The sequence below is a fragment of the Pseudomonas sp. G7(2022) genome, assembly GCF_052660475.1.
On sequence record NZ_CP109659.1, the window covers coordinates 3,920,736 to 3,937,221 of the forward strand.

Genomic DNA, 16,486 nt, shown 5'->3' on the forward strand with positions numbered 1-16,486 from the left:
CTCCCACATTAAATTTTCGTCATCTGCGGTTTTGTCTACGACACGAATCCCCTGTGGGAGCGAGCCTGCTCGCGATGACGCCAGTGTGGCCATCAACAACCATCAAGCCCACCCATTGACCACACCGACCAGACTGTGACGAAATGTTTCAGATTTTCGCTGCGTACCTTTGATCCAGACACCTCCCTCCTCCTGCCCCTCACAGGACAAGCTCTTTGACCAACATCTGCACCACCGGCCTTGATACCGGCTTTGCTTCTCTCGATTACCTGCAAATCGGCATCCTCGGCATCATTCAAGGCATCACCGAGCTATTGCCCGTTTCTTCCACCGCCCACATGCGCATCGTCCCGGCCCTGCTCGGCTGGCCGGATCCCGGCTCGGCGTTTTCCGCCGCCATGCAACTGGCCGCACTGGCCGCGGTGGTGAGTTATTTCTGGCGGGACGTCAGACAGGTCGCCACGGGCAGTCTGGCGGCGGTGCGACAACGGGATTTCAACAATCAGTGGTTCGTCCTTGCGGTGGCCATCGTGCTGGCGACCATCCCCATCGGTATTGCCGGCATCGCCTTGTCCTCGACGCTCAACGCCTGCAACTCGCCGTTGCGCGGCTTGATGGTGATCGGGATTTCCTCCGTGGTGATGGCGGTATTGCTGGCCATCGCTGAACTTACGTGCCGCCACCGCCGCACTGTTGGCGAAATGCGTCTGCGCGATGCGCTGATCGTGGGTATTGCTCAGATCGGGGCACTGATTCCGGGCGTTTCGCGCTCCGGGTCGACGCTGACGGCGGCGCTGTTCCTCAATTTCAAACGTGAAGAAGCCGCGCGCTTCTCCTTCCTGCTCGGATTGCCGGCCATCGCGCTGGCGGGTTTGAAGGAGTTGTGGGTGTTGTTCCATGCGCAACTGCCGGCGCAAGCCTGGGCGCACCTGATTTTCGGTCTGGTGATTGCCAGTATCTCGGCGTTTTTCGCGATCTGGGGCCTGATGCGCTTTCTGGAGAAGTTCTCCACCTGGCCTTTCGTGATTTACCGCGCTGCACTCGGGATTTTCCTGATCGTCGCGGTCAGCACCGGGCTCTTGAGCTGAGGCCCGCCGCAAAAAACAAAACCCGCACTGGGCGGGTTTTGTTTTCTTGAAACATTCCCACGCTGAGCGTGGGAACAAACATGCCGAGCGGATCAGTCAGCCAGACGCCAGGTCGTGCCGCCCTTGCCGTCTTCCAGCACCACACCCATGGCGGTGAGCTGGTCGCGGATGCGGTCGGATTCGGCCCAGTCCTTGCCGGCACGTGCCGCCAGACGCGCAGCGATCAGCGCCTCGACCTCGGCGGCATCGACACGCCCTGCGGCGCCGGCCTGCAGGAAGTCATCGGCTTCGAGCTGCAACACACCCAGCACGCTGGCCAGTTCTTTCAGGCGCGCCGCCAGACCCGCCGCTGCCTCGAGGTCGCTCTCGCGCAGGCGGTTGATCTCACGGACCATCTCGAACAGCACCGCGCAGGCTTCCGGCGTGCCGAAGTCGTCGTTCATCACCGTGGTGAAACGCTCGACGAACGCTTCGCCGCCAGCCGGCGCCACGTTCGGCAGGCCTTTCAACGCGTGGTAGAAACGCTCCAGGGCGCCCTTGGCGTCCTTGAGGTTGTCTTCCGAGTAGTTGATCGCACTGCGGTAGTGGCTCGACACCAGCAGGTACCGCACGACTTCCGGGTGGTACTTGTCGAGCACGTCGCGAATGGTGAAGAAGTTGTTCAAGGACTTGGACATCTTCTCGCCATTGATACGAATCATGCCGCAATGCATCCACGCGTTGGCGTAGGTCTTGCCGGTGGCCGCTTCGCTCTGGGCGATTTCGTTTTCGTGGTGCGGGAACTCGAGATCGCTGCCGCCGCCATGAATGTCGAACGTCTCACCGAGGCAGCAGGTCGACATCACCGAGCACTCGATGTGCCAGCCCGGACGCCCGGCGCCCCACGGCGATTCCCAGCTCGGCTCGCCCGGCTTGACGCCTTTCCACAGCACGAAGTCCAGCGGATCTTCCTTGGCTTCGTCGACCTCGATCCGCGCACCGATGCGCAGGTCTTCGATCTTCTTGCGCGACAGCTTGCCGTAGCCCATGAACTTGCCGACGCGGTAGTACACGTCGCCATTGCCCGGGGCGTAGGCGTAACCCTTGTCGATCAGGGTCTGGATCATCGCGTGCATGCCTGGGATGTGATCCGTGGCGCGCGGCTCCATGTCCGGCTTCTTGATGTTCAGGCGCGCTTCGTCTTCGTGCATCGCGGCGATCATGCGCTCGGTCAACGCTTCGAACGACTCGCCGTTCTCGTTGGCCCGGTTGATGATCTTGTCGTCGATGTCGGTGATGTTGCGCACATAGGTCAGGTCATAACCGCTGAACCGCAACCAGCGGGTCACCAGGTCGAACGCGACCATGCTGCGGCCGTGGCCCAGGTGGCAGTAGTCGTACACGGTCATCCCGCAGACGTACATGCGCACCTTGTTGCCATCCAGCGGCTTGAAGACTTCTTTGCTCTTGGTGAGCGTGTTGTAGATCGTAAGCACGGTGTTTCCTTAAGACTTGATCACTGGCCCCACGAATCGCGCAGGGTCACGGTACGGTTGAATACCGGCTGGCCTGGTTTCGAGTCCTTGATATCCGCGACGAAGTAGCCTTCGCGCTCGAACTGGAAACGGTCTTCCGGCTGTGCATTGCCCAGCGAAGGCTCCGCACGACAACCGGTCAGCACTTGCAGTGAGTCAGGGTTGATGTTGTCCAGGAAACTCGCGCTGTCTTCGGCCTTCTCCGGGTTCGGAGAACGGAACAGGCGATCGTACAGACGCACTTCGCACTCGACGCTGGCAGCGGCCGGCACCCAGTGGATCACGCCCTTGACCTTGCGGCCTTCAGGGTTCTTGCCCAGGGTGTCCGGATCGTAGGAGCAACGCAGTTCGACGATGTTGCCGTCGGCGTCCTTGATCGCTTCTTCGGCACGGATCACGTAGCTGCCGCGCAGGCGCACTTCGCCATTCGGCTCCAGGCGCTTGTAGCCCTTTGGCGGCTCTTCCATGAAGTCATCGCGGTCGATGTAGATTTCACGGGCGAACGGCAGCTGGCGCACGCCGAGTTCTTCTTTCTGCGGATGACGCGGCAGTTCGAGGTTCTCGACCTGGCCTTCCGGGTAGTTGGTGATCACGACTTTCAACGGGCGCAGCACGCACATGGCGCGCGGGGCGTTCGCGTCCAGATCCTGACGGATGCTGAACTCGAGCATGCCGAAGTCAACCACGCCGTCGGAACGGTTGGTGCCGATCATCTCGCAGAAATTGCGGATCGATGCCGGGGTGTAGCCACGGCGGCGGAAGCCCGACAGCGTGGACATGCGCGGATCGTCCCAGCCGTTGACGTGTTTCTCGTCAACCAATTGCTTGAGCTTGCGCTTGCTGGTGATGGTGTAGTTGAGGTTCAGACGGCTGAACTCGTACTGACGCGGGTGCGCCGGCACCGGCAGTGCGTCGAGGAACCACTCGTACAGCGGACGATGGCTTTCGAACTCCAGGGTGCAGATCGAGTGGGTGATGCCTTCGATGGCGTCCGACTGACCGTGGGTGAAGTCGTAGTTCGGGTAGATGCACCACTTGTCACCGGTCTGATGGTGATGAGCGTGGCGGATGCGGTACATGATCGGGTCGCGCAGGTTCATGTTCGGCGAGGCCATGTCGATCTTGGCGCGCAGTACGCGGGCACCGTCCGGGAACTCACCGGCGCGCATGCGGGCGAACCAGTCCAGGTTCTCTTCCACCGAACGGTCGCGGAACGGGCTGTTCTTGCCCGGCTCGGTCAGGCTGCCGCGGTATTCCCTGGCCTGTTCAGGCGTCAGGTCGTCGACGTAGGCCTTGCCGGCCTTGATCAGCTCGACGGCCCAGTCGTGCAACTGGTCGAAGTATTGCGAGGCGTAGCGCACTTCGCCGGACCATTCGAACCCCAGCCATTTGACGTCACTTTCGATCGCGTCGATGTATTCCTGGTCTTCCTTGGCGGGGTTGGTGTCGTCGAAACGCAAGTGCGTGACACCGCCGAACTCCTGGGCCAGGCCGAAGTTCACGCAGATCGACTTGGCGTGGCCGATGTGCAGGTAGCCGTTGGGCTCAGGCGGGAAACGGGTGACGATCTGGGTGTGCTTGCCCGAGTCCAGGTCTGCCTGGATGATCGGCCGCAGGAAATTGACCGGCACGGCAGGGCCGGACTTGGCATTCGAGGTAGGGTCGACAGTGGGCTTGCTCATAGGATCCTTGACTTACATGTGCGCGGCCGCAAAGGGGGCCAGACAAAACAAAGCCGCTATCATAGCCGATGCTGTCAAGGGCCTGACAGAGCACACTCTTATAAAGGCGCGCATTTAATCGCCGGCAATTGAAAAACTGCCTCGAAATTCGCGCCTGTCACGCTAAACTGCGCACCTTGGCCCTCTCGGGCTGAACCGGTACGGGGCCGACATGTCCCAATACCCACGAATTCCTCACAAAGAGCATCGATCATGACTCAAGTTAAATTGACCACCAACTTCGGTGACATCGTCATCGAACTGAACGCTGAAAAGGCGCCTGTCACCACCGCCAACTTCATCGAATACGTCAAGAAAGGTCACTACGAGAACGTCGTGTTCCACCGCGTCATCAAAGGCTTCATGATCCAGGGCGGCGGTTTCGAGCCAGGCATGAAAGAAAAGAAAGACAAGAGCCCGAGCATCCAGAACGAAGCCGACAACGGTCTGAAGAACGACAAGTACACCATCGCCATGGCCCGTACCATGGACCCGCATTCGGCTTCGGCGCAGTTCTTCATCAACGCCTCCGACAACAGCTTCCTGAACCACACCGCCAAGACCGCCCAGGGCTGGGGTTATGCCGTGTTCGGTAAAGTGGTTGCGGGCACCGACGTTGTCGACAAGATCGAAGGCGTTTCCACCACGTCCAAGGCAGGCCACCAGGACGTACCCGCAGACGACGTGATCATCGAGAAAGCCGAGATCATCGAAGCGTGATATTGCTGATTTCAGACTTGCATCTGGAAGAGGAGCGCCCGGACATTACCCGGGCGTTTCTGGATTTGCTCGCCGGACGCGCCCGCTCGGCGAGTGCGTTGTACATCCTGGGCGACTTTTTCGAGGCGTGGATTGGCGACGACGCCATGACCCCCTTCCAGCGTTCCATCTGCCAGGCCCTGCGCGAATTGAGCGACAGCGGCACGGCCATTTTTCTGATGCACGGCAATCGCGACTTTCTGCTCGGCAAGGCTTTCTGCAAGGAAGCCGGCTGCACGCTGTTGAAGGATCCGAGTGTCGTGCAGTTTTACGGCGAACCGGTGCTGCTGATGCACGGCGACAGCCTGTGCACCCGCGACGAAGCCTATATGAAGCTGCGTCGTTACCTGCGCAATCCGATCAGCCTGTTCATATTGCGCAACCTGCCCCTGCGCACCCGACATAAGCTTGCGCGCAAACTGCGCAGCGAAAGCCGGGCGCAGACGCGGATGAAGGCCAATGACATCGTCGATGTCACGCCGGAGGAAATCCCGCGGATCATGCAGGAATACGGGGTGAAAACCCTGGTTCACGGACACACCCATCGCCCGGCCATCCACAAGTTGCAGATCGGCGATCAGGCGGCGAAGCGGATTGTGCTGGGGGATTGGGATCGTCAGGGCTGGGCGTTGCAGGTGGATGAGAACGGGTTTGCGTTGGCGCCGTTCGACTTCGCCCCGCCGCCACAGCTGGCAGCACCCGCCATCTGAGTGAATACAGGTCCAATTGTGGGAGCGAGCCTGCTCGCGATAGTGGCGAATCAGTCAACATTAATGCTGAGTGTGATTGCGCTATCGCGAGCAGGCTCGCTCCCACATTTGATCGGATTGCAGATCAGTGGCCGCTGGCCGCAGGGCCTGCCTTGGCAGCAAAGGGCGGTTTCGCCAGCCACACAATCAATATCAGCCCCATGAACCCCCACCCCAACAGCGTGAAGTAATCCACGGTGGAGAGCATGTACGCCTGACTGGTGAGGATCTGATCCATCTGCGCATAGGCCGATTGGCTCGCGCCACCCAGCGAATGCAAGGTCTCGCGAGTCGCTGGCTCGAAGGTGCTGATGCTCTCGCTCATATAGGCATGATGCTGATCCGCCCGGCGAATCCAGATCCAGGTGGTCAACGACGCCGCAAAGCTGCCGCCCAGTGTCCGCAGGAACGTCGCCAGGCCGGCACCGTCAGCAATCTGACTCGGCGGCAGGTCCGACATCAGGATGCTCAGGGTCGGCATGAAGAACAGCGCCACACCAATCCCCATGAACAATTGCACCAAGGCGATGTGCTGGAAGTCCACTTCGTTGGTGAACTCGGCGCGCATGAAGCAGCTCAGGCCGATCGCCAGGAACGCCAGCCCGGCCAGCAGACGCAGGTCGAACTTGTGTGCGTACTTGCCGACAAACGGTGACAGCAGCACCGGCAGAATGCCGATCGGCGCCACCGCCAGCCCGGCCCAGGTCGCGGTGTAGCCCATCTGGGTCTGCAGCCACTGCGGCAGGATCAGGTTGATGCCGAAGAAACCGGCGTAACCCAACACCAGCACCAGCGTACCGATGCGGAAGTTGCGATAGGCGAACAGCCGCAGGTTGACCACCGGATGCTGGTCGGTCATTTCCCAGATCACGAACACCGCCAGCGCGATCACCGAAATCGCCGCGCCGATGATGATGAAGTTCGACTCGAACCAATCCAGGTCATTGCCCTTGTCGAGGATCACCTGCAACGCGCCCACGCCAATGATCAGCGTGATCAGCCCGACGTAATCCATCGGCTGATGACTGGTGACCACCGGGCGCTTGGCCAGCTGCTGGCGCACCACCATTACCGCGAAAATCCCGATCGGCACGTTGATGAAGAAAATCCACGGCCAGCTGTAACTGTCGGTGATCCAGCCGCCGAGGATCGGCCCGGCAATCGGCGCCACCACCGTGACCATCGCCAGCAACGCCAGGGCCATGCCCCGCCTCGCTGGCGGATACACCGCAATCAGCAGCGTCTGGGTCATCGGGTACAACGGCCCGGCCACCAGGCCTTGCAGCACGCGGAAGCCGATCAGCTCCGGCATCGAGGTGGAAATACCGCACAGGAACGAGGCCAGCACAAACAGAATGGTCGCCCACAGAAACAGCTTCACCTCGCCGAAGCGACGGCTCAGCCAGCCAGTGAGCGGCAACGCGATGGCGTTACTCACGGCGAACGAAGTGATGACCCAGGTGCCCTGTTCCGAACTCACGCCGAGGTTGCCGGAAATGGTCGGCAGCGCCACGTTGGCGATGGTGGTGTCGAGCACTTGCATGAAGGTCGCCAGCGACAGGCCGATGGTGCTGAGCAACAGGCTGGGCGGCGAAAAAGAGGCGTTATTGCTCATCGTGAATCCTTTGGAACTCGGCGGGTGCCGCGCTTGTTACAGACGCAGTCACCTTTGTGGGAGCGGGCTTGCTCCGGGCGGCGTTCCGACGAAGGCGGTCTGTCAGACAAATCAATGCTGAATGACACACCGCTTTCGCGAGCAAGCCCGCTCCCACAGGGTCAGTGGCGGATCAGCGTTGCGCGGTCTTGCTGACCGCCGCGCTGTTGTCGTGGATCAGCTGGGTGATCATCGCGTCGGCTTCGGCCAGTTGACGGTCGTAGACGTTGGTGCTGAACGAGGCCTGTTGCGGCGGCTGCTGGGCCAGTACCGGGCCGCTCTGGTCGTGCAGGTTGACCTCGACATTGGTCGACAGCCCGACGCGCAGCGGGTGTTTGGCCAGCTCTTCGGCGTTGACGTGAATCCGCACCGGCACACGTTGCACGATCTTGATCCAGTTACCGGTGGCGTTCTGCGCCGGCAGCAGGGCGAACGCGCTGCCGGTGCCCGCGCCGAGGCTGTCGATGGTGCCGCTGAACTTCACGTCGCTGCCGTAGATGTCCGACTCGATCTCCACCGGTTGGCCGATGCGCATGTCACGCAGCTGGGTTTCCTTGAAGTTGGCATCGATCCACAGTTGATCCAGCGGGATCACCGCCATCAGCGCGGTGCCCGGCTGCACACGCTGGCCGAGTTGCACGGTGCGCTTGGCGACGTAACCGGTGACCGGGGCGATCAAGGTGCTGCGGGCGTTGGTCAGGTAGGCCTGGCGCAGTTGCGCGGCGGCAGCCATCACGTCCGGGTGCGACGAGACTACGGTGTCATCGACCAGCGCGCTGGTGGTTTTCAGCTGCTGTTTGGCGTTGGCCAGGGCATTTTGCGCCGAGGTCAGGTCATCGCGGGCGTGGGACAGTTCTTCCTGGGAAATCGCCCCGCCGGCGGCAAGATTTTTCCGGCGGTTGAAGTTGTCCTGGGCTTTCTGCACTTCGGCCTGTTGCGCGTTGACCTGGGCCTTCATGCCATCGACGTTGCTGTACAGGCCGCGAACCTGACGCACAGTGCGGGCCAGATTGGCCTTGGCACTTTGCAGGCCGACTTCGGCATCATTCGGGTCGAAGTTGATCAGCACCTGGCCTTCATGAACCAGGTCACCATCGTCGGCGCCGATGCTGACCACGGTGCCGGTCACCAGCGGAGTGATTTCCACCACGTTGCCGTTGACATAGGCGTCGTCGGTGCTTTCGCTCCAGCGCCCGATGAATTCGTGATACGCCCAGACACCGGCACCGGCGAGGGCAACCACAACGGCCAGCACCAGCAGCATCACCTTGCGTTTGCGCGGATTGCCAGTGTCTTGGGCGTTGTCTTGAGCTTGTGTGTTTTCGGCAGTGGCCATGACAAGTACCTTGAATTAGTTGTGCGGCGTGGCTGGGGTGGCGTTGGCTGCGGTCAGGGTTTCACCCTGGAAGCCGCCGCCCAGCGCTTGCATCAGTTGAATCGACAGGTCGATCTGCTCGGCATTCAGGGTCGCCAGCTGACGCTGGGCCTGCAGCAATTGCTGCTCGATGCTGAGCACGTCCAGGTAGTTGCCGATGCCGGAACCGTAACGCTGGACGACGGTGTTGTAAGAGTCCTGGGCAATCTCGGTCGCGTGCTGCTGGGCGCCGATCTGCCGGCCGATGTCACGCAACTGGTTGATGGTGTCGCCAACATCGCCCAAGGCTTTCACCAGACTTTTGTTGTACTGCGCCACGGCGAGGTCGTAATCGGCGTCGCGGGCATCGAGGTTGGCGCGCAGGCGTCCGCCATCGAAGATCGGCACCGAAATCGTCGGGGCAATGTTGAAGAAGCGACTGGCGGAACCGAACATCGCGTCACCCAACAGAGATTCGGCACCGGCGGAGGCCGACAGGTTCAAGTTGGGATAGAAGCGGGTCTTGGCGGAGTCGATGTCCTTGCTCGCCGCCTCGACACGCCAGCGCGCGGCGACCAGATCCGGGCGACGCCCCAGCAGTTCGGCCGGCAGCACCGATGGCAGTGCGACAGCGCTGGCTTGCAGGACTTTCGGCCGGGCGATTTCGTTGCCACGATCCGGGCCTTTGCCGAGCAATACGGCCAGAGCGATTTTCGCGCTGTTCAGGCGTTTTTCGGCGTCGATCAGACTGGCTTCGGAGCTGGCTTCCAGACTTTGGGTCTGCTGGAACTGGTACTGGCTGTCGATCCCCGAGCTCAAACGGCGCTGGCTCAGGTCGAGCATCTGTTTGGTGCGCTTCAAATCTTCGTTGGCCAGGTCATAAACGATGTGCGCCTGACCGAGATCGCTGTAGGCACGGGCCACATCAGCGGCGAGGGTCAGTTGCGCAGCCTGACGGTCGACCTCGGCGGCGCGGGCCTGGCCGAGTGCAGCTTCCCAGGCGTCACGCTGACCGCCCCACAGGTCGAAGTTGTAATTGAAGCCGGCGCTGATGTTGCGCACGGTGGCGTAGGCATCGCCCTGCCCTCGCGGGTCCTGATCCTTGGCCAGGCGTGAACGGGTAATGCCGGCACTGGCGTCGAGGGTCGGATAGCGCTCGGCATCGGCGGCATACGCAGCGGCGCTGGCCTGATGGGCGCGGGCGTCGGCGATCTGCATGTCCGGGCTGTCGTGCAGGGCTTCGCGGATCAGACCGTCGAGCTGCGGATCGCCGAGGCTGGTCCACCAGTCGCTCTTGGGCCACGCGGCCTGGGACAGCGTCACGCCATTGAGGGATTGGCCGACCTTCAGGTCTTTCGCATCAAGGTTTTTGCCTTGGGTATCGAGGCCACTGTAGTTGGCACAACCGGCGAGAATCATCGCCGACAGCACCAGTGTCAGGCTGCTGCGCAAGGTTTTACCGCTCATTGTGTTCACCTAACCGCTGGATAGTGATCGGGTCACCGGCTGCCAGCAGGATTTTCTTGAGGATGTATTCCAGGGTCTTCAACTCGTCCGGAGTGACGGCGCCGGCCAGTTCATTCATCGCGTCAGCGCCGATGTATGGCAGGCGATCGGCCAGTTGCTGGCCTTGCTCGGTGAGTTTCAGTTGCACCTGACGGCGATCGCCTTCACTGCGTTGGCGAACCAGAAAGCCTTTCTGCTCCAGACGGTCGAGCATGCGCGTCATCGAACCGCTGTCCAGCGACAGATGCCGGCACAGCTCGGCCGGGGTGTCGACGCCGAACTGGGCCATGATGATCAACACCTTGAACTGCGCGGCGGTAATGCCGTGGGGTTCCATGTGGGTGTCGATGATCTTGTCCTTGAGTAAAGCGGCACGGCCGAGCAACAGGCCGAGATGGCAATGCTTGAATTCGTCGGGGGTGAAATGCTTCATGTGCTCACCTAATAACTGCCTAGGCAGTGAATGTATGTCGAGATGTTACTGCCTAGGCAGCGAATGTCAACGTAATAGTTAGGTTGCTTTGTAATTAGTTGACCAGCGGACTGGGGTTTTCGGGTGCCCAGGCGAATGCCTTCGCGAGCAAGCTCGCTCCCACAGAGTTGTGAACATCAAAAACCCTGCGGGAGTCAGCCTGCTGGCGATTGCACCAACTTGGTATAAAGGGAGGGAAAAGCGGGCTAGAAATCCCGCTTGTAGAAGATATCCAGCGAACTGGCCACGCCGCTGGCGGCTTCCAGGTAGACCTTCTTGCTCAGCTTGTAGCGCAAGGCGATGGTGTTGGCCGGTTCGAATACGCCGACGCCGTAACGCAGGCTGAGCTTCTCGGAGATGTTGCCGCTGGCCACCACGCTGGTGGTGTTGCCGCTGCCCTGGGTGTCGAGCTGGAAGTCTTGAATCCCCAGATCCTTGGCCAGACCGCTGGTCACCCCGGAACTGCCCATCAACCCCAGACCGAGCGCTGCTTGCGCGAGCATGTTGTTGTCTTCGCCCGTGGTGCTCAGCGGACGCCCCAGCACCAGATAGGACAGCGCCTGTTCCTGGCTCATGGCCGGTTCCGAGAAGATCTGCGTGGTCGGCTGCTCGGCGCTGCCGCTCAGGCGGATACCGGCGATCACATCGTCGGTCTGGCGAATCGCTTCGATGTCCAGATACGGCTGATCCAGTGGCCCGGCGAACAGCAGACGCGCCCGGCGCACCGTCAGGCGTTGGCCGTAGGCGCGGTATTTGCCGTCGTTGAGCCACAGCTCGCCACGGGTGTCCATGTTGTCGCCGATGTGCACGTGACCTTGCAGGTTGGCGGTCAGGCCGAACCCGGCAAAGCTCAGTTTGTCCTCGCCGACCACCACGTCGATGTCCATTTTCATCGCCAGCGGCGGTTTGCCCTCTTCGGTCTGCGCACCGACGATGATCGTGTCATCGGAGACTTTCACCGTCGATGGCGGCAATTCGCGCACGGTGATTTCGCCTCTGGGCACCAGCACCTTGCCGGCAATCGCCAGCTCATCGCCGGCCATGGAAATCTTCAGGTCCGGCGCCACTTCAAGCTTGGCGTAGGGTTCGACGGTGACCGGCAATTGCGTGCCCTTGAGCGCCAGATCCACCACCAGCGCCTGGCCCCAGGCAACATTGCCGCTGAGGCTGCCCTGCCCGGCCTTGCCGCTTTTCCAGCCGCCGTTCAGTCGCACGGTTTCCCCGGCGATCACTGCTTGCAGTTGCAGCGCCTGCAACTCCAGCGGCAGTTCCGGGCCGGACACTTCACCGTCACTGAGTTGCACGGTGCCGTTGACCAGCGGCGCGAGCAGTCCGCCGGAGATCGTGCCGCTGCCGTTCAGGTGCCCGGTGAGTTTCTCGACCATCGGCACGAACGGCCGTGCCACCGACAGATCCAACCCGCTGAGACGGAACGAGCCGTTCAGCGGTTTGTTCTTCGGCAACGGATTGAGCTGCGCCTGCACCATCAGTTCACCCAGTTTGCCGCCGACGAAATTGAGGTCGGTGTCGATGCGTTTCGGCGTGAGTTTGCTGGTGAGCTTGAGGGTCTGGTACGGGAAGTCCAGCCACTGATCCTTTTCCTTCATGCGCAAGGTGCCGCCGCTGGCGTCGATGCTGATCTGGCCGTTCGGGCCGCTGGCCGGCAGGTCCAGTTGCAGGTCGGCGTTGAGCTTGCCCTGCCAGGCGAAATCCTTCGGCAGCCACTGTGCCAGGCTTTCGATCGGGAATTGCTTGAGGTGATAACGCAGCTTCGGCTCCGGCATCAACCGCTGGTCTTCGCCACACAGGCTGGCATTGCCGGACATCCAGCAATGGGCCCCGAAGTTGATCTTGCCGTCGGCCAGTCGTTCGAGCCTGGCCGGGTTTTGCAGCTTCCAGTCCTGGCCGCCAGCCTGAATATCACCGCTGGCCAGACGACCGCGCCAGTTGCCCTTGTCCAGATTGCCGTCCAGGCCCAGCGCCAGTTTCAGCTTCGGCCCGAGCAGGTCGAGATTGAGTTTCTGGCTTTTGATGTCACCTTGGGCGCTGGCGGTCAGGGTGCCCAGCGACGTATCGCCGGCCTGGATGCCGCTGCCCTTGAGGTCGATTTTTGCCCGTTGCGCGCTGTCGAGAGTGGCGTCGAGGTTGAGGCTTTGCAGGCGATTGTCCTGGAACGCCAGTTGCGAACCTTGCAGGCCGAGCTTGCCCTGCGGCGCCTTCAGCGTGCCGGCGACATCGACCCGCCCGTTGACCTGTCCGCGCAGCTGCGGCCAGAGTTGGGCCAGACGCGGCAGCTTGATGTCGATCTGCCCGGCGAGCTTCTGTTGCAGGCTGCCCTTGCCGTTGATGCTGTTGTCGCCGAGGCGGATTTGCAGGGCATTCAGATTCCACTGCTCGCCCGCGCCGTCGGCCTTGGCTTGCAGGATCGCCGGTTGCCCGCGCAGTTTGCCCTTCAGATCGAGGTCGGCGTTGAGGCTCAGGCGCTCGTTCTTCATTTCACCTTTGCTTTTCAACGGGCCGGCCAGGGTGCCCGGCAACTCCGCAACCCAGTACGCCGGGTTGAGCGCCGACAGTTCCAGCGCAGTGTCCCAGGCGATGCCATCGGCGAACTGCACGTTCACATGGCCTTCGGCTTTACCCTGCCCGGCTTCGAGTTTCAGTTGTGGCAGGAAAATCTGCTTGAGATTGCCGCTGAACGGACTGCTCAGGCTGAACGCCCCCGCCGGTCCATCTGCGGCGGCGGCGAAGTTACCGATGTACTGACCGTCGGTGTAGGAGACTTCGCCGGTGAAGGTACGCAACGTGACCTGCGGTTCGTCGATCTCCGGATAGAGCCGGTGCCACGGAAAATCCAGCCAGTTGATAGTGGCCTGGGCACTGAGGCCTTTGCTCCAGTCGACGTTGCCGGTGAGCTTGAGGCTTTGCTTGTCGTTGGCCGTCAGGTCGAGGCCGGCAATCTGTGCGCCCTTGGCGTCGACCTTGCCCTTGAGCAATAGCGCTACCGGGCCTTTATCCGCAGGCAACGTGGCGTTGCCGAGCAATTGGTAACCGTTTTTCAGGTCGCCTTCGCCGGTCAATACCAGTTGATTCAATTGCAGGGTATCCGGCAGATCCGCGCTCGGTTTGAACGCTTCCGAGGTGATCCGCACCTTGGCCGGCAGGTTTTCCACCAGCGGTTGCAGCTCGCCGCTCAACTGGCCGTCGAGGTAGCCACGGCTGTCGGCGTGCAGGTTGAGGGTTTTCAGCAGGTCGCCGTCGACTTTGAGTGCCAGTGTCCATGGACCACTGCCCGGCGACGGCAGCGTCAGATCACCGGCAATGCTCAGCGGCCAGTTACCGGTGGGTTGCAACAGACCAGACAGCTTCAGGCTCAAGTCATCGCGTTGCAGCTTCACGCTGTCGATCTGCATGCCCTTGGCAGTCCAGTGCGCCGCCAGTTGCAGGCCTTTGAGCTGTTCGCTGCCGTTGAACAGCAGGCTGCCGACTTGCACGTCGCCCAGCTCGATGGCCACCGGCAATTGCAGGTCCGGCAGTTTGATCGGACCGCTTTCGGTGGTTTCTTCACTGGGCGGGAACTGCAGGATGACTTGATCAGCCTTGAGCTGCTCGATGCACAGCGTCATACGCGTCAGGCACAGTGGCGACCATTCGAAGATCGGCTTGCTCAACTCAACGCGGCTGCTGTCTTGCTGCCACAACAGATGATCGGCGCTCCACTGCCCGCCGAGGCGACCCTGGAAGTTGTCGACGCTCAGGCCCGGCACCACCCCCAACACCCACCGGCTGCCAGCCTGCGTTCCGAGCACAGCGGTGATGCTCAACACCATCAGCAGCACCAACGACAACAGCACCAGCGCCGATATTTTCAAACCACGCTTCACAGCTCAGGCCCCATGGAAAAGTGCAGCCGGATGCCGCCGTCATCGTCCAGCGCATGGGCCAGGTCGAGGCGGATCGGCCCCACCGGTGAAACCCAGCGCACACCGATACCGACCCCGGTCTTGAGGTTCGGCAGTTCGAGTTTGTTGAAGGAGTTGCCCTGGTCTACGAAAGTCGCGACCCGCCATTTCTCGGCGATCGAGTATTGATACTCGACACTGCCGGCCACCATGTAGCGCCCACCGATGCGGTCGCCTTTGGAGTTCTCCGGGGACAGACTCTGATAGTCGTAACCGCGCACACTCTGGTCGCCACCGGCGAAGAAACGCAGCGATGGCGGCACCGAACTGTAACCGTTAGTGGCACTGCCACCGACCTGGACACGTCCGAGAAAGCGGTGGTTGTCGAACACCGTGGTCAGGCCTTTGATCAGCGCGGTGCCATACAGCAAGTTGTTGTCCGAACCGAGGCCTTCTTTCGCCACCTTGCTTTCGAAGGTCAGGCGATAGCCGTTGTGCGGGTCGATACGATTGTCACTTTTCAGATAGGAGTAACTGATGCCGGGCATCAGCAAGGTACTCAGGCCCGAATCGTCACCGAGCTGATATTCCTCACGCTGCCATTTCAGCGAAATGACCCGTTGCCAGCCGCTGGGCAACTTGCTGTGCCATTCCGGGCCGAAGGTCAGCAGTTTGCTCAGGGTGTCGGAGCCGTCGATGTCTTCGTACTGATAACCACCGGCCCAGCGCAACTTGTCGGTCAGTGGCGGATCCAGCGGAATGTCGTAGAACAGACCGACGTTCTGCCGTGGCGCCGACAGCTCGGCCTCCCAGCCATAACTGTCGCCTTGCGGGTTGACCCAGTGACGGGTCCAGTTGGCCTTGATCCGCGGGCCGACGTCGGTGGAATAACCAAGGCCCAGGCCCATGGTGCGCGGCTTGCGGGTGTCGAGTTTGACGTCCACCGGGATCACGTCGTTTTTTGCGGCGGTCGGCGCGGCGTCGACCCGCACGCCTTCGAAATAGCCGCTCGATTGCAGGTCGCGGTTGAGTTCGGCGATCAGTTCGGAGTCGTAAGGCTCGCCCGGCTTGAACGGCACCATGCGCTGGAGCAGGTCTTCATCGAACGGCGTGTCGCCCTCGAAACTGACTTTGCCCAGCGCATAACGCGGGCCGCTTTCGTAGATCAGTTCTACGTCGGCGACCCCGGCGCGGGGATCGACCATCAATTTCTGACTGGTGAAACGACCGCTGAAGAAGCCGTAGCGCGACGCCTGGTTCTGAATCAGGCGCTTGGCGTCTTCGTAACGCCCATGGTTGAGCACCGCGCCGGGCTTGAGCACGTCGCTCTTGGGGACTCGAAAGGATTTGAGGGAGGCCGCCGGGCCGTCGACGCGCACGGTCACGTTGCGCAGGCGAATCGGCTCGCCGGGATCGATCTTCAGCACCAGACGCGGTTTTTCACCGCCCTTCACTTCGCTGTCGATCTGCGGCTGGTAGTAGCCCAAAGCCTGGGCGGCCTTGCGCGCCTGCTCTTCGGCACCGCGACTGAAGCGCTGCAAGGCTTCTTCGTCACGATCGCCGAGGCTGCCGATATAGCCTTCTATATTGGCCTTGAGTTCATCGTTGGACGGTTTGACCCGCACATCCAATTCACTTTGCGCCAGCGCCGCGCAGCTGGTTAACAGCATGAGCACGCCACTGGTAAATCTTCCTGGAAACTTCATAGGCGCGGATGCTATCACGAGCTTGGGAGCGTGATAGAGCCTTGGGGTGCGCGGAAAGTTCGAC

Annotated in this window: 11 protein-coding genes; 3 read left to right on the top strand and 8 right to left on the bottom strand. The window is 61.5% G+C overall.

Translation table 11 applies throughout. The annotated features are described in order from the left end of the window. Nucleotides 1-215: 215 nt before the first annotated feature. Entirely contained in the window at nucleotides 216-1,088 is an 873-nt protein-coding gene (locus tag NE357_RS17770) for an undecaprenyl-diphosphate phosphatase (RefSeq protein WP_169430964.1), read from the top strand. A 92-nt stretch (nucleotides 1,089-1,180) separates the two neighbouring features. Here NE357_RS17770 and cysS read toward each other — a convergent pair whose 3' ends face one another. Next, entirely contained in the window at nucleotides 1,181-2,563 is a 1,383-nt protein-coding gene (cysS, locus tag NE357_RS17775; RefSeq protein ID WP_169430965.1) for a cysteine--tRNA ligase, read from the bottom strand. 20 nt (nucleotides 2,564-2,583) lie between these two features. Next, nucleotides 2,584-4,284: a glutamine--tRNA ligase/YqeY domain fusion protein gene (locus NE357_RS17780; RefSeq protein ID WP_169430966.1), complete on the bottom strand. Its 1,701-nt coding sequence runs from the start codon at nucleotides 4,282-4,284 to the stop codon at nucleotides 2,584-2,586. Nucleotides 4,285-4,536: 252 nt separating this feature from the next. On the opposite strand from NE357_RS17780, the gene NE357_RS17785 reads away from it, so the two are divergent. Further along, nucleotides 4,537-5,043 (top strand): peptidylprolyl isomerase, encoded by a 507-nt coding sequence (locus tag NE357_RS17785; RefSeq protein ID WP_169430967.1) that lies wholly within the window; start codon nucleotides 4,537-4,539, stop codon nucleotides 5,041-5,043. Continuing rightward, nucleotides 5,040-5,792: a UDP-2,3-diacylglucosamine diphosphatase gene (gene lpxH / locus NE357_RS17790; RefSeq protein ID WP_169430968.1), complete on the top strand. Its 753-nt coding sequence runs from the start codon at nucleotides 5,040-5,042 to the stop codon at nucleotides 5,790-5,792. Before NE357_RS17785 ends, lpxH begins: the two co-directional genes overlap by 4 nt. Before the next feature lie 124 nt (nucleotides 5,793-5,916). On the opposite strand, the gene NE357_RS17795 is transcribed toward lpxH, so the two are convergent. From NE357_RS17795 to NE357_RS17820, 6 genes are all read right to left on the bottom strand, one after another. Beyond that, on the bottom strand, nucleotides 5,917-7,446 hold the full coding sequence (locus NE357_RS17795; protein ID WP_169430969.1) for a DHA2 family efflux MFS transporter permease subunit: 1,530 nt from the start codon (nucleotides 7,444-7,446) through the stop codon (nucleotides 5,917-5,919). A 172-nt stretch (nucleotides 7,447-7,618) separates the two neighbouring features. Further along, nucleotides 7,619-8,821, bottom strand: coding sequence for an HlyD family secretion protein (locus NE357_RS17800; RefSeq protein ID WP_169430970.1), 1,203 nt, complete (start codon nucleotides 8,819-8,821; stop codon nucleotides 7,619-7,621). 15 nt (nucleotides 8,822-8,836) lie between these two features. Then, nucleotides 8,837-10,306 carry an efflux transporter outer membrane subunit gene (locus NE357_RS17805; protein WP_169430971.1) on the bottom strand — a complete coding sequence of 490 codons (1,470 nt, stop codon included), beginning with the start codon at nucleotides 10,304-10,306 and terminating at the stop codon, nucleotides 8,837-8,839. Beyond that, complete coding sequence (locus NE357_RS17810) at nucleotides 10,296-10,778, bottom strand: MarR family winged helix-turn-helix transcriptional regulator (protein WP_169430972.1); 483 nt, start codon at nucleotides 10,776-10,778, stop codon at nucleotides 10,296-10,298. The genes NE357_RS17805 and NE357_RS17810 overlap by 11 nt, the downstream gene beginning before the upstream one ends. 245 nt (nucleotides 10,779-11,023) lie before the next feature. Next, nucleotides 11,024-14,698 (bottom strand): translocation/assembly module TamB domain-containing protein, encoded by a 3,675-nt coding sequence (locus NE357_RS17815; RefSeq protein WP_169430973.1) that lies wholly within the window; start codon nucleotides 14,696-14,698, stop codon nucleotides 11,024-11,026. Further along, nucleotides 14,695-16,422: an autotransporter assembly complex protein TamA gene (locus tag NE357_RS17820; RefSeq protein ID WP_169430974.1), complete on the bottom strand. Its 1,728-nt coding sequence runs from the start codon at nucleotides 16,420-16,422 to the stop codon at nucleotides 14,695-14,697. The genes NE357_RS17815 and NE357_RS17820 overlap by 4 nt, the downstream gene beginning before the upstream one ends. Between the last annotated feature and the right edge of the window lie 64 nt (nucleotides 16,423-16,486).

Coding starts and splice junctions, on each gene's coding strand:
- NE357_RS17780 (WP_169430966.1), bottom strand. CDS start 4,284: ATGAGCAAGCCCACTGTCGACCCTACCTCGAATGCCAAGTCCGGCCCT.
- NE357_RS17805 (WP_169430971.1), bottom strand. CDS start 10,306: ATGAGCGGTAAAACCTTGCGCAGCAGCCTGACACTGGTGCTGTCGGCG.
- NE357_RS17800 (WP_169430970.1), bottom strand. CDS start 8,821: ATGGCCACTGCCGAAAACACACAAGCTCAAGACAACGCCCAAGACACT.
- NE357_RS17810 (WP_169430972.1), bottom strand. CDS start 10,778: ATGAAGCATTTCACCCCCGACGAATTCAAGCATTGCCATCTCGGCCTG.
- NE357_RS17785 (WP_169430967.1), top strand. CDS start 4,537: ATGACTCAAGTTAAATTGACCACCAACTTCGGTGACATCGTCATCGAA.
- NE357_RS17820 (WP_169430974.1), bottom strand. CDS start 16,422: ATGAAGTTTCCAGGAAGATTTACCAGTGGCGTGCTCATGCTGTTAACC.
- NE357_RS17795 (WP_169430969.1), bottom strand. CDS start 7,446: ATGAGCAATAACGCCTCTTTTTCGCCGCCCAGCCTGTTGCTCAGCACC.